This window comes from Citrobacter sp. Cu233, assembly GCF_030332225.1.
Taxonomy (GTDB): Bacteria; Pseudomonadota; Gammaproteobacteria; order Enterobacterales; family Enterobacteriaceae; genus Citrobacter.
In genome coordinates this window covers 1-18,873 of sequence record NZ_JAOWIF010000030.1, presented here as the reverse complement: position 1 = coordinate 18,873, position 18,873 = coordinate 1, and the positions used below count along the sequence as shown (strand labels likewise).

Sequence of the window (18,873 nt, the reverse complement as noted above, 5' to 3'; positions counted from 1 at the left end):
AAATACCCTCAATTCTGGCCACTAAGTGAATGAGTCATTATTTGTATCGTCAGCAGGAAATGCAATTAACTTCCAACAGGAAAGTGATATTACACCTGAAAAGATAAGTGTGTGAAAACGATTTGATTATCCATACATTTTGCACAACACTGCGAGTAACAATTCATGCATTCAGAGATGATTATGACCGTTACCCGTCCCCGTGCCGAGCGTGGCGCATTTCCGCCAGGAACTGAACATTACGGACGTTCACTATTGGGCGCCCCGCTAATCTGGTTCCCGGCGCTGGCAGCCGATCGTGAAAGCGGTTTGATACTGGCGGGTACTCACGGTGATGAAAACTCATCAGTCGTCACCCTGTCCTGTGCCTTACGTACGCTGAACCCTTCCCTGCGTCGGCATCATGTAGTGCTGGCCGTTAACCCTGACGGTTGCCAGTTGGGTCTGCGTGCAAATGCAAACGGCGTTGATCTTAACCGTAACTTTCCGGCTGCAAACTGGAAATCCGGTGAAACGGTATATCGTTGGAACAGCAGCGCAGAAGAGCGTGATGTGGTGTTATTGACCGGCGATCATCCGGGATCAGAGCCCGAGACCCAGGCACTATGCCAACTTATTCACCACATTCACCCTGCATGGGTAGTTTCTTTTCACGATCCGCTGGCCTGTATTGAAGATCCCAGACACAGCGAATTAGGCGCGTGGCTGGCGCAGTCGTTCGAATTGCCGCTGGTAACCAGCGTCGGTTATGAAACGCCAGGTTCTTTTGGTAGCTGGTGCGCCGATCTAAATCTGCATTGCATTACGGCAGAATTTCCGCCCATTTCATCGGATGAAGCGAGCGAAAAATATCTGCTGGCAATGTCTAACCTTTTGCGCTGGCATCCTTGAGATGAAGCTGCCCGGTTGTAAAATGCAACGCAGGTTCTGCATCTCGGGCCAGCCAGGTTGGGCCATCCAGATCGGCAAAGCTGACCTGTGGCGTAAGCGGCAATGCAGCGCCGATCGCCCTGGATGTACACAACATACATCCGAGCATCAACGCAAATCCCTGCTCGCGGGCTTCGGCCGCCAGCGCCAGCGCCTCCGTCAGTCCGCCTGTCTTATCAAGTTTAATATTCACCATTTCATAGCGGCCATGCAGCGCTTTCAGACTACTTCGGGTATGGCAGCTTTCATCTGCACAGATAGGCAGCGGATGCACGAAATTCTCCAGCGCGGCATCATCATGAGCCGGCAGAGGCTGCTCCAGCATCGCAACGCCTAAATCCGCCATTAACTGACAGCGTGCGGCCAGCCCTTCAGCACGCCAGGACTCATTAGCATCGACAATAATTGTCGCCTCAGGCACAGCCTCCCGGATCGCAACCATCCTTTCACTGATTAAGTGTGCATCCAGTTTGACTTTCAGCAATCGGGCACCGTTATCCCAGAGCGCAGTCGCACTCGCTGCCATCTGCTCCGGCGTGCCTATCACGACGGTTTGCGCGGTCGTTACTGTTGCATCCAGTTCAGTACCAACGTAGTCGGCCAGAGACTGTTGTTGCTGACGTGCATTGAGATCCCAAAGCGCACAGTCAACGGCATTACGCGCCGCCCCCGCGGGCAGCAATGCCTGCAGCGCTTCACGCGTCAAACCGTGTTCCAGTTGTGGCACAACACTCATAATTTGAGCCAGTACCGACGCATCGCTTTCGCCATAGCGAGGATAAGGCGTACATTCTCCAGTACCTTTTACACCATTCTCTTCCAGTTCAACCACCACCACATGCGCTTCGGTCCGGCTCCCACGGGCAATCACAAAGGGAGTGTGTAGCGGCCAGGCTTCCTCATACACCTTAACTGATCTCATTTGTTTTCCTTAATGCAGTCCCTGAAGCGGATATCCGCAAATAGCGTTTGCCGTGTTAACTGCTGATGGCATAAACTAGCCTTGACGTTAACTATATGTAAACAGGAAGATAACCATGTCACAAACCGTTCATTTCCAGGGCAACCCGGTCGCAGTCGCCGGCTCCATTCCTCAGGCGGGAAGCAAAGCTCAGGCTTTTACCCTTGTGGCTAAAGACCTGTCTGACGTTACGCTGGGCCAGTTCGCAGGCAAGCGCAAAGTGCTGAATATTTTCCCAAGCATTGATACCGGCGTGTGCGCGGCATCGGTACGTAAGTTTAACCAACTGGCGACAGAAATCGACAACACCGTTGTACTGTGCATTTCAGCCGACCTGCCATTCGCCCACTCTCGTTTTTGCGGCGCGGAAGGTCTGAGCAACGTTATCACGCTGTCCACCCTGCGTAACGCAGAATTCCTGAAAAACTACGGCGTTGAAATTGCCGAAGGTCCGCTGAAAGGTCTGGCTGCTCGTGCCGTTGTCGTTATCGACGAAAATGACAACATCGTGTTCAGCCAACTGGTAAATGAGATTACCAACGAGCCTGACTATGATGCAGCGTTGGCCGTGCTGAAAGCCTAAGTTGCCCTGAATACAAAAATGCCTCCAGCCAGTTGGAGGCATTTTTATTTGCATCATTACTCTTCGCTTTTTTTCTGCTGACTCAGACCATACTCGCGTAACTTATTGGCAATCGCGGTATGTGAAACCCCCAGGCGTTTGGCCAATTTACGCGTGCTGGGATAATTCATATAAAGCTGCGTCAACACGGAACGTTCAAAGCGGCTGGTAATTTCATCCAGTGACCCTTCCATCACCTCTTCTCCGACGGCAACCGTCGCTGCATCATAATCCGGCAATAAAATATCCTGCGGACGCAGTTCATAGCCTTCAAGCTGAGTTAACGCCCGATAGATAGCATTTTTAAGCTGACGCACATTACCCGGCCAGCCGTAGCGGGTTAGCACCGTGCTGAGATCGGCAGACAATTTCGGACGAGGTACACCCTGCTCGTCGGCAAAACGCGCCACAAACAACTCGGTGAGCGGCATAATATCTTGTGGGCAATCGCGTAGCGGCGGCAGATTAAGCGTCAGGACATTCAGACGATAATAGAGGTCCTCGCGGAAAAGACCTTTCTGCACCAGTTCCACCAGGTTCTTTTGCGTCGCGCAGATTACGCGAACATCAACATGAACTTCATGATCTTCCCCCACACGACGGAACGTCCCGTCATTGAGGAAGCGCAGCAATTTCGTCTGCATGCGCGGCGACATTTCGCCAATCTCATCCAACAGCACGGAACCGCCATTCGCCTGCTCAAAAAACCCTTTTTTACCTTCCGGTGCGTGACCAAACAGTTCGCTTTCTACCGCATCTTCAGGAATAGACGCGCAGTTCAGCGCCAGATAGGGTTTTGACGCACGTGGGCTCGCCAGATGGCAGGCATGCGCAAAGAGATCTTTGCCCGTACCGGTATTCCCGGTGATCAGCAGCGGCGCACTCAGCGTCGCCAGCTTGCGCGCCTGTTCAACAACGTGTTTCATTTTGGCGCTGACGGCAATAATCTGGCTGAATGCGCTCAGATCCTGGGTGGTCATGTTTTGCAATTGACGGCCCATGCGGAGGGTAGAACGTAACATCACCACGGCACCGGTTAGCATCTGCTCCTGGTTTTCACCCTGCAAATGGACTGGCGTAATCTCCATCAGGAAGTTTTGCCCGTTAATCACAACATGTTCACTATGGGAATCCTGCGGATTACTTTCCAGCCAGCGTTGGAAGTTAAACCCATTGATGAGCTGTGCAGCCGTGTGGTTGCGCATCCGCTCCTGGGGGTGGGCAAAAAGCTGGCAACTTGCCGGGTTTGCCATCTCCACTTTGCTTTTCATATCCAGAGAAAGAACGGGTTCAGGCAATGCTTCAAGCAATGCGCTAAGCGCCAGATGTTCGCGTTCGGAAGGCATCCAGGGCACGGTACGGACGTCCGTTACCCCTGCGATACGGCGGATTTCAGCCATCAGGCTGCTAAAGTTAGTGAACTCCAGTTCCGCAAAATTAAGGTAAATTCGCCCGATGGGGTCAATCTCGATACCGCGTAAATCAATGCTTCTCAGCACCAGTAAATCGAGCAATTCGCGGGTCAGACCAAGACGGTCTTCACAAAAGACTTCCAAACGCATAGGAACCTTCACCTGAACAAGGGATTATGTGTTAGATGATAAGCCAGTATTGGGTTAGCAGGAAGGACTCTGTCAACAAATATTGACAGCACGCTGGAAAATTGGACGCCGGGGCGTAAAGTTATACGATCGGCGCCCGTTTTTACTCAACTTTCACGCGGGGATTTGTTCTTTTGTAAGGTCTCTTTCACCTGACCAATCAACTGACGGCGGAAATCACCCAGTCGCGGTTTATCATCATCAATCCACGGTAATGGACGGCACAGCTCCATCGCTTTAATCCCCAGACGCGCTGTTAACAAGCCCGCGCCAATACCCTGCGCGGCACGCGTGGATAACCGGGCCGCTAAATCCTGCGACATCCAGTCCATACCTACTTCCCGCACCAGCTCGCTGGCCCCGGCAAAGGCGATATTCAACAGCACCAGACGGAACAGACGCAAACGGCTGTAATAGCCGAGTTCGATGCCATACAGCGTTGCAATGCGGTTAATCAAACGCAGATTTCGCCAGGCAATAAACGCCATATCCACCAACGCTAACGGGCTGACGGCAATCATCAGCGTGGATTCCGCCGCAGAACGACTGATCTCACGTCGTGCTTGCGCATCCAGCACCGGCTGCACCAGATGGGCATACAGGCTCAGAACTTCCCGATCATTTTGCGTTTCATGGATAGAGGCATACCAGCGCTGTAGCGCAGGATGAGACTGATCGATACCCGCCTGTTGCGCCAACTTTTCACAAAATGCGCGACCTTTTCCGGTTCCGTGACTGTGCAACAGTTCACGCGCTTCATCACGTTCGTGGGCGCGTTGACGTAAACGCCACAGCCGACGCCACTCGGTTGCCACCGACCCCACGCCTGCGCCAATAATCAGCGCGCCCGCAGCACAGCCCCCCAGCGCAACCCAGTCCTGAGTCTGCCAGGCGTTCATCGTCCACTGCACGCCCTGAGCAACCACACTGATGCCAAACAGTGCCAGCCCACCCATCACCATTTTGCGCCACAGGCTGCGCTTAGGACGTAATGCGGCATCAATCACGGCTTCAGCCTGACCTTCGTCTTCCAGCTGTTCATCCACTGTCGCCGGAGAGAAAGTCTGCGCTTCCGTATCGTTGAACGTTTGCTGTGCTTTAAATGCCGTGTTTTGTTCCACTTCCAGAGGACCTGAGAAATCGATACGCGGTTTTAACGGCTCGCTCATCGCAATTTATCTCCTATTAAAAACTCCAACGCGGCATCCAGGCGAATATGCGGTAAGGGTTTATCCACATCCATGACCTGCGGGCGAAAGGCTTCAAACTGAAAACCCTGGCGATCCCAAAAAGCCTGGCCCGGTAAACGCGCAGGGACTTCTCCCGGATAGACGGTCAACGGCTCGCCGTCGCTCAGACGATTGCCGCGCAGCGCGGGGATCTTCTCGCCCTTCACATCAATCAGCCCGCTGGTGGTTGCCTGCACCGATGCCAGTCCCAGACAGTCCATACTGATGCCTTCAAACGCGGCATTTTGCCAGGCGTCCTGAATCAATTGCTGCAACAACGACACCATATTGGCATGCTGATCGACCGTGACGTGGTCGGCCTTAGTGGCAGCGAACAGCAACTTATCGATTACCGGCGAGAACAACCGCCGGAACAACGTGCGCTGACCATAATGAAAGCTTTGCATCAGTTGTGTCAGTGCCAGACGCATATCGTTAAACGCCTGTGGTCCGCTGTTAAGCGGTTGCAGGCAATCAACCAACACAATTTGGCGATCAAAGCGCAGAAAGTGATTCTTGTAGAACCCTTTCACGACCTTTTCGCAGTAGTAATTAAACCTGTCGCGCAACATACCTGCGTTGGTGTGTTTATCCGCCTGTGCCAGTTTTGACTCACCAAAAGCATCAACATCCGGCCACGGGAAAAACTGCAGCGCAGGTGCGCCAGCCATGTCCCCCGGCAGCACAAAGCGCCCGGGCTGAATAAAATGCAATCCCTGTTGTTTGCACTGATGCAGATAGTCCGTCCACGCAGCAGCAATCTCCGCCAGACGATTCTCATCGGCAGGCGCTAACGGATCTAATCCCTGACTTAACTGCCGCCATGTTGCCGACCATTCTGCCCGCTGCCCCTGCAATAACCCGGTCATTTGCCGTGACCAGCCAAGGTAATCCTGGGCCAGCATCGGTAAATCAAGCAGCCATTCCCCCGGATAATCGACGATTTCCAGGTACAACGTGGACGTATCTTTAAAATGACGCAGCAAAGAATCGTTGGATTTGTAGCGCAACGCCAGGCGAATTTCACTGACGCCGCGCGTCGGCGTCGGCCAGGTTGGTGGAGAGCCATAAAGCTGGGCCAGCCCCTCGTCATAGGTAAAGCGCGGAATACCAAAATCGCGCTGAGGAACCCGCTTTACGCCAAGCAGGCGCTCTTCACGCACACAACTGAGCAACGGCAGACGAGCACCGGCATGAATATTGAGTAACTGGTTTACCATTGCGGTAATAAACGCTGTTTTACCGCTGCGGCTAAGTCCGGTGACAGCCAGGCGCAGATGCCGATCTACGCCGCGATTAACCAGCGAATTGAGTTCATTTTTAAGTCGCTTCATCGCCATCCCGTTATGCTGAAGGAACCGAAGAAATTATAACAAACAGGAAGTAAAGATAAGGTTTAATACTGGGTTATCAACTCCCTGAAAGAAATCAGGCGACATCGTTCATGTCGCCTTTAGCCAAAAGAAAGCATGCAGATTATTTATTCTCTACTTTAGGAAGATTAATCCCGCTGATACCGCCTTCGTTGGTTACCTGTGTATAGCCCATCCTGCTCAGCATATCTTTTGCCATCCCGGATTGACGACCTGAGTTGCAATACAACTTCACAGTGTCGGTCTTATCAGGGACTTCTGCTGCTATTCGTGCCTGCAAATCCTTTAAAGGGATGTTGATAGCCCCCTGAACATGTTCCTGCTGATATTGCTCAGGAACACGAACATCAATCCAGTGCTCGGCCGCAAATACCGGCATGCCGATGACCAGCGCCAGCGCTAATACTCCTTTTTTCAACATATTTTCGTTCCGTTAAATGATGGAAAGTCACCTAACACTATATACTTGATCTTAAGGAAATATTGCGAGCATGCTATCACTGGCCATAGCGTTGGGAAATTTTCCTGGCTACTTTGTTTAATAATGGCTCCAGTACCAACACCAGCAACATTTTTAACGGACGGCGAGCTACGGATTTCACCGCCCACCCCGCAACGCCCGCGGGGCCGTAGCGAAGCGCAGTCAGAAGCACCAGCTTGCCTGCTATTTTAAAGCCCGGCTTAACCCTTTGCCCGGCACGTTGCCAGCGATTATTCATTTCAATCCTCACAATTGACGGAAACGACTGCGTAATGTGAAGGTATCCGATGTCACATAACGTTCCATTTCACGCAAACGCTTTTCGCTCGCAGCCAGTTCACGATCGACGGAATCTAACAGTTCTCCGCTCGATGGCTGTTGCTCGCCGGATGCGACGTTGTCCGGCATTGGATCCAGCACAAACGTCAACACGATGTAGGCAACTACAGTGAAAAAGGCCAGACCAAAAAAGACTGACAGTACCACCAGGATCCTTACCAGCTTCACGGGGACATCGAGATAGTGCGCAATACCGGCACAGACCCCTTTTACCATGCCCTGCTGTGGGATACGCCACAGTTTTTTGTTCAGGTTAACGCCCCCCATTAGCGGTCCCTCCAGTTTGGATGTTCGGCATCAAGGATATCTTCCAGCGCCTGAATACGTTCACGCATGCGCTGTGCATCATTGTTGAGTTCCACCAGACGTTGCTGATCGCTTTGCGACAGCTCACCCCGGCTGGAACGGTTGCTGTAATGCAGCCACAGCCAGATCGGCAAAACAAACAGCACAAAGATAGTTAACGGAATGGCCAGAAATAACGCGCTCATGAGTACTCCTTACAGGTGATGAGCGGCGGCGCGTTCGGGCGCCGCCAGTTGTTATTATTGCTTGTCTTGCTGCATTTTGGCTTTAAGCTGCGCCAGCTGCTCGCTGATTTCATCATCTGCTTTCAGGTCAGCAAATTGCTGATCCAGAGATTTTTGCTTACCAAAGTTATGGCTTTCGGCTTCCGCTTCCATCTGATCAATACGGCGCTCAAAAGATTCAAAGCGGGCCATTGCTTCATCCAGTTTGCCGCTATCCAACTGACGACGGACATCGCGGGAAGAACTCGCCGCCTGATGACGCAACATCAATGCCTGCTGACGAGCTCGGGTTTCGCTGAGTTTGTTTTCCAGCTCACCAATCTCTTTTTTCATACGCGCCAGCGTATCGTCAACCAGCGTCACTTCATGCTCCAGAGAAACAATTAAATCTGTCAGTTTCTGCTTTTCAATTAATGCAGAACGCGCCAGATCTTCTTTCTCTTTACGCAGCGCCAGCTCCGCTTTTTCCTGCCACTCAGCCTGCTGCGCACTGGCCTGTTCAATCCGGCGGGACAGCTGTTTCTTTTCTGCCAGTGCACGCGCTGAGTTAGATCGAACCTCAACCAGCGTGTCTTCCATTTCCTGAATCATCAACCGCACCAGTTTCTGCGGATCTTCGGCCTTTTCCAGCAACGCATTAATATTGGCGTTCACGATGTCGGCAAAACGAGAAAAAATACCCATAATGTAATCCTCACTTACTGTTCTGATATCGGGCAATGCCCTGCTGCTTCCATAATGCACTTGTCGTGCCAATTTTTTATCTTATTGATTTTAATGATAATATCTAATTTTACCTGACGAGATAATTAGGGTAGATTGGTGAATAACACTAACAAATGGTGAATTTCATCATGGCAGGATACAAAGATAATCTTCTGGGCGAAGCAAACAGCTTCATTGAAGTGCTGGAACAAGTCTCCCATCTGGCCCCCCTGGAAAAACCTGTGCTGGTTATCGGTGAGCGTGGCACAGGAAAAGAGTTAATCGCCAACCGTCTGCACTACCTTTCCACACGTTGGCAAGGACCGTTTATTTCTCTTAATTGTGCGGCGCTCAACGAAAATTTACTCGATTCCGAACTCTTCGGCCACGAAGCTGGCGCTTTTACCGGGGCGCAAAAACGCCATCCTGGTCGCTTCGAACGCGCCGACGGCGGGACGCTTTTTCTTGATGAACTGGCAACCGCACCGATGCTGGTACAAGAGAAATTACTGCGCGTTATTGAGTATGGAGAACTCGAGCGCGTAGGCGGTAGCCAGCCGCTGCAGGTTAACGTGCGACTGGTCTGTGCCACCAATGCCGACTTACCGGGAATGGTCAGTGAAGGTACTTTCCGCGCGGACCTGTTGGATAGACTGGCCTTTGATGTCGTGCAACTTCCACCTTTACGGGAACGTAAAAGCGACATCATGTTGATGGCCGAACATTTTGCGATTCAAATGTGCCGCGAGATTGGATTGCCGCTGTTTCCCGGTTTTAGCGCACAAGCCAGAGAAACACTTCTCCACTATCGTTGGCCGGGCAATATCCGTGAATTGAAAAACGTTGTTGAACGCTCGGTATACCGACATGGTACCAGCGAATATCCACTGGACGAGGTAGTGATAGATCCGTTTAAGCGCCACACCACAGACGTTCAGCAGCAGGAAACCCACTCTACAATGGCAACATTACCGCTGGATCTCCGCGCATTCCAGCAACAGCAAGAAAAGACGTTTCTGCAAACCAGCTTACAGCAGGCAAAATTCAACCAGAAAAAGGCCGCCGAACTGCTTGGGCTGACGTACCATCAGCTCCGCGCGTTGCTTAAAAAACACCAGATTTAGCGATTCATGGTTATACAAAATCCTATTCTACGGTAACAAATGTCTGGTGGTAAATTTGACAGACGTCAAAATCAGGCAGGGATAGAGAATATTGCGCCGCATTCTTGCATAAGTTTCGTATCGACCCCATAATGAATGAATGTTCATTCATTTGGTCATCACAAGGCGACCAAAACGGATACACCTTGACGATCCTCCTTAGAAACTGACAGCAGGTAAATTATGGCCAAAAAAACGCTTCGACTTTCCTTCCCCCAATGGCAGGGAGGCAACAATCCCCCCTATCATCTCGGATCACTTCTGTTGTCTTTTCTCTCGCCTGAAGCGAATGGCCCCGTCGAGGATGTTCCCGTTGCTTTGCCAGAAAGTGAGCCGCTGGCTGTAATCGATGGCATTACTGGTAAACCACAGATTCTTAAACAGTTAAACGATGCAGCGACGCTTATTGAAAAACACGATCCCGACGCAATTGTCGTATTAGGTGGTGACTGCCTGGTTTCTTTGGTGCCCTTCGCGCATCTGCTGCATAAGTACGGTGATACGCTGGGGGTGCTTTGGATCGACTCTCACCCCGACGTGCAGACGGCTGAACAGTATCCAAATGCGCATGCCCATGTACTTGGCGCGCTGATCGGCACGGGCGATAAAGATTTAGTAGCCCACGTCACACACAAGATTTCTCCGTCAAAAATTATGATTGCCGGCATTCACAATCCATTGATATACGAAAGCGACTATCTGACCCATCACAGTATTGCGACGACTGGCCCTGATGATGTTAAAAACGGTGCAAACGAGGTTATGGCGTGGATTGTCCGTGAGCACATTGAATATCTGGCGATTCATATTGATCTGGATGTTCTGGACCCGTCACTTTTCCGTTCTGTTTTGTTCGCCCAACCAGGCAGAGGGGAACATGATTTTGGCGATGTGGCTGAGGGTAAACTGACTATTGAAGAGGTGCTTAAGCTGGTTAATCTTGCCACCGCAAACGCAGAGGCCGTCGGGCTGACCATTGCTGAACATCTGCCATGGGATATGGTAAATCTCAAGAATATGCTCAGTGCATTACCTCTCATGAAGTAACGCAAGATATCTATCCATCTCATCGCTGGTTCCAGGCCTTAAAGCGCGGTAAAGTTTCGCCATAGATTCAAAGATAAAGGTCGATATGCTAAAGAATACTGAAACCTACCATAAGCTTATTACCGCGGCTGCAGCCTGTTTTGCTGAGAAAGGATTCAATGCTACCAGCGTGCGCGAAATTTCCACGCGTGCAGGTATCAGCCAGGGAGCTATGTACACTTACTTCAAAAGTAAGGATGAGCTTATACGGGCAATCGTTCTGGAAGAGCAAAACACTGCCCTGGCTGCCCATAATGAGCCCTGTAGCGGATCGTTTTTTGATCGTCTTTGCAGGCAGGTCGTTTCTTGTATAAGCGATGTCGGTTACCCTGTCACGCACCACCTTTGGATAGAAATCATGGCCGAATCGGCACGCAACCCGGCGCTCAGGGAAGCGTTTATCGCCAGCGATAACATAATGCGACAAAGCATTGCGGGAATAATTGCGCAAGGTATCGCCGCAGGAGAGTTTCGTCGGGATATTAACCCGGAAGCGATAACCATCATTCTGTTTGCATTTATTGACGGACTGATTGCCCGTAAGGCTATTAACCCTGCGTTCTCATTAGCCACAGATGTGCCTGTGTTCCCTGATTTAATGTCAAAACTGCTCAAATAAAATTCGTTTCTCGCCTGTTTTCTGATCTGTCCCCTACCCACTTCGCGCCAGAAGTGGGTATTGCGGACATCAACACGATCAATACACAACGTATCAATTTGTACAATTAATGGTGGATTGCACCTGAGATCCCAACCACGAGAAAAAACAAAAAATCATTTCTGCGATCTCATCATTTCTATCCGGCCTTACAGCCATACACCCTGATGTTATACAAATATCTCAGCTGATATGCCGAGCGCTTTACGCCGCTCACAGGGGCAGCAGTCGCTGCAAAAAGAGACTGGATGCATGGATGACGAAGGTGTATAAGATAATACAAATAGTATTATTTTATACCAAATGAATCATCATTATTTAAGCTGGAGATTGAACCATGCCCACAAATATTACCCTGAACACAACGACGGATAGCTTCCCACCAGCGGGCCATTACTCACACAGTGTGACTGCCGGAGGATTCGTTTTCATTTCCGGACAGTTACCTGTCACGACTAATGGTGAAAGAAAAGCGGATGCTTCTTTTGAAGAACAGACCAGACTGGCTCTACAGAATGTTGATGCTTGTCTGGCGGGGGCCGGCGTTTCTCGCCAGCAACTGGTATCGGTACGCGTTTATGTCACGGACATTAACCAGTGGCCGACATTTAACCGGCTCTACGGCGAATGGATCGGTGATTCCCGTCCAGCCCGTGCTGTTGCTGGTGTTTCCGAGCTTCATTACGGCTTTGCTGTAGAAATCGAAGCCATTGCGTTAGCACAACAAGTGTGACTTTTAACTGCTACAGGTGAACAACAATGACTGAAATGACACTACCTGATTACCACGATGTTGCCGCAGCCGCTGAGCGCATCGCAGGTTATGCGAACAAGACACCGGTTATGACATCACGAACGGTGAATGAGGAGTTTGGCGCTGAGGTTTTCTTTAAATGCGAAAACTTCCAGCGGATGGGGGCATTTAAGTTCCGTGGCGCGATGAATGCCCTGCGTCAGTTTACGCCAGAACAGAGCGCGGCCGGCGTCGTGGCATTTTCATCCGGAAATCATGCTCAGGCAATCGCTCTGTCCGCAAAATTGCTGGGCATTCCAGCGACGATTATCATGCCTCACGACGCGCCAGCCGCTAAAGTTGCGGCCACAAAAGGGTATGGCGGACATGTTGTGATGTACGACCGTTACACTGAAGATCGTGAAAAAATTGGCCGGGATCTGGCAGAAAAACAGGGACTGACGCTGATCCCGCCTTACGATCACCCTCACGTTATTGCAGGCCAGGGTACCGCCACGAAAGAACTGATTGAAGAAGTTGGTGCTCTGGATGCCCTTTTTGTTTGTCTGGGTGGTGGCGGTCTTCTGTCTGGTTCCGCACTGGCCGCGCGACACTTGTCCCCTGATTGTCTTATCTATGGTGTAGAGCCTGAGGCAGGCAACGACGGTCAACAGTCGTTTCGCAGTGGCAAAATTGTGCACATCGATACGCCGAAAACCATTGCAGATGGCGCGCAGACCCAACATCTTGGACAGCATACCTTTCCACTGATCCAGAAACATGTTAACGCTATTCTGACGGTTTCAGATGATGAATTAATTGCCGCGATGAAATTTATCGCGGAACGAATGAAAATGGTCGTGGAGCCGACGGGCTGTCTTGGTTTTGCCGCCGCAAGAGCGCGAAAAGCGGACCTTCGAGGAAAGAAAGTTGGCATTATCATCAGTGGTGGTAATGTTGATATCAGCCGCTACAGTGAATTCCTTGCCGGGTAATCTCATTAAGGTATCTGCGGTGCGGATGCCTTATCCCTATGCGCCTGTTCCAGTCTGGAAAAGAGGTCCCGGGACGCTGTAAACTGGCCGCCAAAATGGCAACAGGCATCACTGCAGGAGACTGGCATGCCAAAAACCAACGATAACTCGCTACTCAATCAAATCGATACCATCGCCAAAGGACTGAGCGACACATTCTCTCCGTTTTGCGAGGTTGTGGTTCATGACCTCAAGAACCCTGAGCATGCGATCTTATCCATACACAATAATCTGTCCGGTCGCAAAGCTGGTCAGCCCGCAACGGAGCTTGGACTGGCGCGGATCGCATCACCTGATTTTCCCAACATCGTTGCCAACTACAGCAATCAGTTTGCTGATGGTCGTCCGGTAAAAAGTACCTCTATTGGCATCAAGGACGAGCAAGGCATATACGTCGCGGCGCTCTGCCTGAATGTTGATATGACGCTATTTCGCGGGATGCAGAGTGCGCTTGCACGGTTTACTGAAACCGAGTGCTCACCGGTCAGCGAGCACCTCGATCCTGGCAGTAATGAAGTGATTCGCCAGCGTATTGATGACTTTGCGGCTAAACGCGCAACAACGGCGCGGGCGCTGAAAACAGAAGACAGAAAGGTACTGATTCAACAATTGCGTAAGGAAGGTTTACTGAACGTACGAAAATCCATGGATACGGTGGCGCAGCATCTGGGGGTGTCCAGAGCAACCGCCTACCTGTACGCCCGTCAGGCTAACGCTATCGGCGAATAAGTTGGTCGTTTGACGCGAGGGCTGGAATCAGTTTACCATGCTGCGAATACTGTATAAAAAAACAGGATTAGCATTATGACTCTAGCGTTAGTGGGTGAAAAAATCGACAGGAACCGCTTTACCGGGGCGAAAATTGAAAACAGCACGTTTTTTAACTGCGACTTTTCTGGCACCGATCTTAGTGGCACTGAATTTGTCGGTTGTCAGTTTTACGACCGTGAGGGCCAAAAAGGGTGTCATTTCAGCCGGGCTATCCTGAAGGATGCCATCTTTAAAAACTGTGATTTATCAATGGCAGACTTCAGAAATATCAGCGCACTGGGTGTTGAAATCCGCGGATGCCGCGCTCAGGGTGCGGATTTTCGCGGCGCAAGTTTTATGAATATGATAACCACACGTACCTGGTTCTGCAGCGCATATATCACCAACACCAACCTGAGCTACGCCAATTTTTCAAAAGTCGTGTTAGAAAAGTGTGAGCTGTGGGAAAACCGCTGGATTGGCACGCAGATCCTCGGTGCAACATTTAGCGGCTCCGATCTCTCTGGTGGTGAGTTTACATCGTTCGACTGGCGAGCCGCGAACTTCACGCATTGCGATCTGACCAATTCTGAACTGGGTGATTTAGATGTTCGGGGTGTCGATTTACAAGGCGTTAAGCTGGACAGCTACCAGGCCTCTTTGATCCTGGAACGGCTTGGGATTGCCATTATCGGTTAGCCCTGGCCAATCGAGCGTACAATAAGTACGCAAGAGGCGGAGGATCCCCGCCCCTGCGTATCTGTTCTGTTACCCCTCAGGCATTGCTGAAGAGTGGTGGGTGGAAATTTTCCACGCCTTCCCATCCCATGCGTAAGTAAACGTATAACGGGCCGAGACAGTCGATTTATCTGCGAAGGTGAAGGTATAAGTACCAGCATCAATCGCCTTATTACAGCCAAGGCGAATGGTTCGACTGTCAATTTTCCCGGTAGGTTTTTTCGCCAGGAAATGCTCAAAATAATCCTCACGTTCAGCATCTGTTAAACGGGCTTTATTCGATACTGTGGGTAGTAATACTGCATCACTAAGATAATTTTCGGATACCGTCTTCGCATTACCCGTTTTCAGTGATTCATTCCACTTGTCGAATAGCGCTTCGATTTGCGCATTGTTCACCTTCACACATTCTGGCGCCGGAGTCGCAAAAACGGGACCCGATAAAAGGATCAGTGAAACAGCAAAACCAAATAATTTCTTCATAGTAATCATTCCATTAATGGTTAGATGGCCGCGAGAAGGTCATTGATAACCGGATAGTCAACTCACCTGTAATGACCAATAGAAACCATTAACCTACGCCGGGTGTAGAAAATAAAGACGCCAGAAAAAAGGTGGGTTAGTAATACGATGAAATAATTAGATATTTTTTCTTTCTTGCTCTGTATTTAACATCAACCACTACCTGAATGATTATAGTTCAGCATTCATATGATTTCTGTACCTCTTCCAGATTCCCTTTAACGCTATCTCTTCCTTAAGTTTCGGCACTTGCGGCACTACAGCGCATAAATTTGGCTTAGCTATACCCTCACGAGGCTCGCGCTTCGTTTATTACGGGTCAGATGGGGCATGAAAATGCTAAGATAGTTTATGAGTTATATTCAAAGTGGATCGCTGGTATGAATATTGACCAGGCCGCAACGTTGAATTTGCAACGAACTGTATGGTTGCGCCCAAACTCAAACGGTAATGGCGAATGTCATTAAATATTAGTAAGATAGCTTCTTTATTCATAGCCCCTTAAAATTATGCGCCTGGTTTTATCAACTCTGATCGTGATGGCTGGACTTCTGAGTGGTCAGGCTGTTGCCACGCCTGAGCAGACCACGCACGCTGATATTCGTGACAGCGGCTTTGTCTATTGCGTCAGCGGGCAAGTCAATACATTCAACCCACAGAAAGCGAGCAGCGGCCTGATTGTCGACACCCTGGCTGCCCAACTCTATGACCGGCTGCTTGATGTGGACCCGTACACCTATCGACTGGTGCCAGAACTGGCTGAGAGCTGGGAAGTGCTGGACAACGGTGCAACCTACCGTTTCCACTTGCGCCGCGACGTCTCGTTTCAAAAGACAGCCTGGTTTACGCCTACCCGTAAGCTAAATGCAGATGATGTGGTGTTTACCTTCGAGCGCATATTTGACCGCCACCATCCGTGGCACAACGTCAATGGCAGCAATTTTCCCTACTTCGATAGTCTGCAATTCGCTGACAACGTGCAAAGCGTGCGCAAGCTGGATAACAACACGGTCGAATTTCGTCTGACTCAGCCAGATGCCTCCTTCCTGTGGCACCTGGCGACACATTATGCCTCTGTAATGTCAGCTGAATATGCCACACAACTGGCCAAACAAGATCGCCAGGAATTACTCGACAGACAGCCCGTCGGCACAGGACCGTTCCTGCTTTCAGAAAACCGCGCGGGACAATATATTCGTCTACAACGTCACGAAAAATTCTGGCGCGGCACGCCCCTGATGCCACAGGTCGTTGTGGATCTCGGTTCAGGCGGAACCGGACGGTTATCAAAGCTCCTGACCGGGGAGTGCGACGTTCTGGCCTGGCCTGCGGCCAGTCAGCTCACCATATTACGTGATGACCCACGTCTGCGCCTGACACTGCGTCCTGGAATGAACATTGCCTATCTGGCATTCAACACCAATAAACCGCCGCTGGATAACCCCGCAGTGCGGCATGCGCTGGCACTGGCCATTAACAACCAGCGTCTGATGCAGTCTATCTACTACGGTACGGCAGAAACTGCAGCATCTATTTTACCCCGCGCCTCGTGGGCTTATGACAACGAAGCTAAGATTACTGAATACAACCCAGCTAAATCCCGTGAACAGTTAAAAGCACTGGGACTGGAGAACCTGACGTTGCAATTGTGGGTCCCGACCAGCTCTCAGGCCTGGAACCCGAGTCCGCTGAAAACAGCGGAACTGATCCAGGCAGATATGGCGCAGGTGGGTGTGAAAGTGAAGATCATCCCGGTTGAAGGTCGTTTTCAGGAGGCGCGATTAATGGATATGAACCATGATCTGACGTTGTCCGGTTGGGCGACGGACAGTAACGATCCTGACAGCTTTTTCCGACCGCTGCTCAGTTGTGCCGCCATCAACTCACAGACCAACTTCGCGCACTGGTGTAATCCGCAGTTCGACAACATACTGCGCAAAGCATTGTCCTCGCAGCAGCTCTCCTCACGTATTGACGCCTATGACGAAGCACAAAATATCCTGGCGCAAGAGTTGCCGATCCTGCCGTTGGCCTCATCATTGCGTCTACAGGCTTACCGCTATGACATCAAAGGTCTGGTGCTAAGTCCGTTCGGGAATGCCTCCTTTGCCGGAGTTTCCAGGGAAAAGACTGATGAGGTGAAAAAACCATGATTATCTTCACCCTGCGTCGCTTCTTATTACTGCTGGTCACCCTGTTCTTCCTGACATTCATTGGATTCAGCCTGAGCTACTTCACCCCCCATGCGCCATTACAAGGCGCATCGCTGTGGAACGCCTGGATATTCTGGTTCAACGGTCTGATTCACTGGGATTTTGGCGTTTCCAGTATTAACGGTCAGTTAATCTCAGAACAGCTGAAAGAGGTTTTCCCCGCCACGATGGAGCTGTGTATTCTTGCCTTTGGGTTTGCGCTGATGGTCGGGATCCCCATCGGCATGCTGGCCGGCATCACGCGCAATAAATGGCAGGATCGCTGCATCAGCGCATTGGCGCTGATGGGGTTTTCCATTCCTGTTTTTTGGCTGGCGCTGCTGCTGACACTCCTCTTCTCACTGACTCTCGGCTGGTTACCCGTTTCGGGACGTTTCGATTTGCTTTACGAAGTAAAACCGGTGACCGGTTTCGCCATTATTGATGCGTGGATCTCTGACTCCCCCTGGCGCGACGAAATGGTGGTCAGCGCAATCCGTCATATGGTGCTTCCGGTATTGACGCTTTCCGTCGCGCCCACGACGGAGGTCATTCGCCTGATGAGGATCAGTACCATTGAGGTTTTCGATCAGAACTATGTCAAAGCGGCAGCCACGCGCGGTTTGTCACGCTTCACCATTCTGCGTCGCCACGTATTGCACAACGCCCTTCCGCCGGTCATTCCTCGTCTGGGATTACAGTTTTCCACCATGCTGACGCTGGCGATGATCACCGAGATGGTCTTTAGCTGGCCTGGACTGGGGCGTTGGTTGATTAACGCTATTCGCCAGCAAGACTACGCCGCGATTTCAGCGGGGGTGATGGTGATTGGCTCGCTGGTTATTATCGTTAACGTCATCTCTGATATTTTGGGTGCTATGGCTAACCCTCTGAAACATAAGGAATGGTATGCCCTACGATAGCACTTATAAACAATACAAATAAAATCATAAAAATCAGTAGATTAGAAAATTTCATTTCGTGAATTCACTGATTTTAATACACAAAAATGTACACATTGTTTTTCCTGTTTGCTCCGGCAATGCAATTTTTAGTGATTGCCGGAGCTATCAACTCCATTCCTATTGTTATTCTTTCATTGCATGCGACGCAGCTGCGGCAACGATCTATTGCTGAGGATCCTGTTGAATTTGCTCAAGCTCCAGTTCAGTGTTTTTCATTGCCGCCATCGCATCGTCATTACTCCTGTTCCAGATACTGTCTGA

General features: G+C 50.6%; 21 protein-coding genes. 11 read left to right on the top strand and 10 right to left on the bottom strand.

The window, feature by feature from the left end:
• Positions 1-183: 183 nt before the first annotated feature.
• Positions 184-891 carry a murein tripeptide amidase MpaA gene (gene mpaA / locus OGX95_RS06175; RefSeq protein ID WP_005126515.1) on the top strand — a complete coding sequence of 236 codons (708 nt, stop codon included), beginning with the start codon at positions 184-186 and terminating at the stop codon, positions 889-891.
• Here the strand turns inward: mpaA and ycjG are convergent.
• Positions 866-1,852 carry an L-Ala-D/L-Glu epimerase gene (gene ycjG, locus OGX95_RS06170; RefSeq protein WP_286628761.1) on the bottom strand — a complete coding sequence of 329 codons (987 nt, stop codon included), beginning with the start codon at positions 1,850-1,852 and terminating at the stop codon, positions 866-868. The two genes, mpaA and ycjG, sit on opposite strands and share 26 nt — an antisense overlap.
• 115 nt (positions 1,853-1,967) lie before the next feature.
• On the opposite strand from ycjG, the gene tpx reads away from it, so the two are divergent.
• Positions 1,968-2,474, top strand: a complete 507-nt coding sequence (gene tpx, locus OGX95_RS06165; protein WP_040230898.1) for a thiol peroxidase — start codon at positions 1,968-1,970, stop codon at positions 2,472-2,474.
• 56 nt (positions 2,475-2,530) lie between these two features.
• Here the strand turns inward: tpx and tyrR are convergent, their stop codons facing one another.
• The 8 genes from tyrR to pspA all read right to left on the bottom strand — a co-directional run bounded on the left by tyrR (position 2,531) and on the right by pspA (position 8,750).
• On the bottom strand, positions 2,531-4,075 hold the full coding sequence (gene tyrR, locus OGX95_RS06160; protein WP_199973940.1) for a transcriptional regulator TyrR: 1,545 nt from the start codon (positions 4,073-4,075) through the stop codon (positions 2,531-2,533).
• Between the two features lie 146 nt (positions 4,076-4,221).
• Entirely contained in the window at positions 4,222-5,283 is a 1,062-nt protein-coding gene (locus tag OGX95_RS06155) for a YcjF family protein (protein WP_286628759.1), read from the bottom strand.
• Positions 5,280-6,677, bottom strand: a complete 1,398-nt coding sequence (locus OGX95_RS06150; RefSeq protein ID WP_286628758.1) for a YcjX family GTP-binding protein — start codon at positions 6,675-6,677, stop codon at positions 5,280-5,282. The genes OGX95_RS06155 and OGX95_RS06150 overlap by 4 nt, the downstream gene beginning before the upstream one ends.
• 142 nt (positions 6,678-6,819) lie before the next feature.
• On the bottom strand, positions 6,820-7,137 hold the full coding sequence (pspE, locus tag OGX95_RS06145) for a thiosulfate sulfurtransferase PspE (protein ID WP_286628757.1): 318 nt from the start codon (positions 7,135-7,137) through the stop codon (positions 6,820-6,822).
• A gap of 76 nt (positions 7,138-7,213) precedes the next feature.
• A complete protein-coding gene (gene pspD / locus OGX95_RS06140; RefSeq protein ID WP_286628756.1) occupies positions 7,214-7,435 on the bottom strand; it encodes a phage shock protein PspD in 222 nt (73 codons plus the stop codon).
• Positions 7,436-7,443: 8 nt separating this feature from the next.
• Positions 7,444-7,803 carry an envelope stress response membrane protein PspC gene (gene pspC, locus OGX95_RS06135; RefSeq protein WP_137381742.1) on the bottom strand — a complete coding sequence of 120 codons (360 nt, stop codon included), beginning with the start codon at positions 7,801-7,803 and terminating at the stop codon, positions 7,444-7,446.
• Positions 7,803-8,027: an envelope stress response membrane protein PspB gene (gene pspB / locus OGX95_RS06130; RefSeq protein WP_048211519.1), complete on the bottom strand. Its 225-nt coding sequence runs from the start codon at positions 8,025-8,027 to the stop codon at positions 7,803-7,805. The genes pspC and pspB overlap by 1 nt, the downstream gene beginning before the upstream one ends.
• 54 nt (positions 8,028-8,081) lie before the next feature.
• Positions 8,082-8,750 carry a phage shock protein PspA gene (gene pspA / locus OGX95_RS06125; RefSeq protein ID WP_006684341.1) on the bottom strand — a complete coding sequence of 223 codons (669 nt, stop codon included), beginning with the start codon at positions 8,748-8,750 and terminating at the stop codon, positions 8,082-8,084.
• 155 nt (positions 8,751-8,905) lie between these two features.
• Between pspA and pspF the strand changes: the two genes are divergently transcribed.
• From pspF to OGX95_RS06090, 7 genes are all read left to right on the top strand, one after another.
• Positions 8,906-9,895 (top strand): phage shock protein operon transcriptional activator, encoded by a 990-nt coding sequence (pspF, locus tag OGX95_RS06120; RefSeq protein WP_286628755.1) that lies wholly within the window; start codon positions 8,906-8,908, stop codon positions 9,893-9,895.
• Between the two features lie 222 nt (positions 9,896-10,117).
• Complete coding sequence (locus OGX95_RS06115; protein WP_286628754.1) at positions 10,118-10,981, top strand: arginase family protein; 864 nt, start codon at positions 10,118-10,120, stop codon at positions 10,979-10,981.
• A gap of 85 nt (positions 10,982-11,066) precedes the next feature.
• Positions 11,067-11,639 carry a TetR/AcrR family transcriptional regulator gene (locus tag OGX95_RS06110; protein WP_286628752.1) on the top strand — a complete coding sequence of 191 codons (573 nt, stop codon included), beginning with the start codon at positions 11,067-11,069 and terminating at the stop codon, positions 11,637-11,639.
• A gap of 376 nt (positions 11,640-12,015) precedes the next feature.
• On the top strand, positions 12,016-12,411 hold the full coding sequence (locus OGX95_RS06105) for a RidA family protein (protein ID WP_286628751.1): 396 nt from the start codon (positions 12,016-12,018) through the stop codon (positions 12,409-12,411).
• Between the two features lie 26 nt (positions 12,412-12,437).
• Positions 12,438-13,406, top strand: coding sequence for a threo-3-hydroxy-L-aspartate ammonia-lyase (locus tag OGX95_RS06100; RefSeq protein ID WP_286628749.1), 969 nt, complete (start codon positions 12,438-12,440; stop codon positions 13,404-13,406).
• 126 nt (positions 13,407-13,532) lie between these two features.
• Positions 13,533-14,174 (top strand): helix-turn-helix transcriptional regulator, encoded by a 642-nt coding sequence (locus OGX95_RS06095; protein ID WP_286628747.1) that lies wholly within the window; start codon positions 13,533-13,535, stop codon positions 14,172-14,174.
• A gap of 75 nt (positions 14,175-14,249) precedes the next feature.
• On the top strand, positions 14,250-14,894 hold the full coding sequence (locus OGX95_RS06090; RefSeq protein ID WP_286628746.1) for a QnrB family quinolone resistance pentapeptide repeat protein: 645 nt from the start codon (positions 14,250-14,252) through the stop codon (positions 14,892-14,894).
• 69 nt (positions 14,895-14,963) lie between these two features.
• Here the strand turns inward: OGX95_RS06090 and OGX95_RS06085 are convergent, their stop codons facing one another.
• Positions 14,964-15,416 carry an SgcJ/EcaC family oxidoreductase gene (locus tag OGX95_RS06085; protein WP_286628745.1) on the bottom strand — a complete coding sequence of 151 codons (453 nt, stop codon included), beginning with the start codon at positions 15,414-15,416 and terminating at the stop codon, positions 14,964-14,966.
• Positions 15,417-15,964: 548 nt separating this feature from the next.
• Between OGX95_RS06085 and sapA the strand changes: the two genes are divergently transcribed.
• On the top strand, positions 15,965-17,608 hold the full coding sequence (gene sapA / locus OGX95_RS06075) for an ABC transporter substrate-binding protein SapA (protein WP_286628744.1): 1,644 nt from the start codon (positions 15,965-15,967) through the stop codon (positions 17,606-17,608).
• The gene (sapB, locus tag OGX95_RS06070; RefSeq protein WP_286628743.1) at positions 17,605-18,570 is read left to right on the top strand and encodes a peptide ABC transporter permease SapB; all 966 of its coding nucleotides are present in this window, start codon (positions 17,605-17,607) and stop codon (positions 18,568-18,570) included. Before sapA ends, sapB begins: the two co-directional genes overlap by 4 nt.
• Positions 18,571-18,873 lie beyond the last annotated feature (303 nt).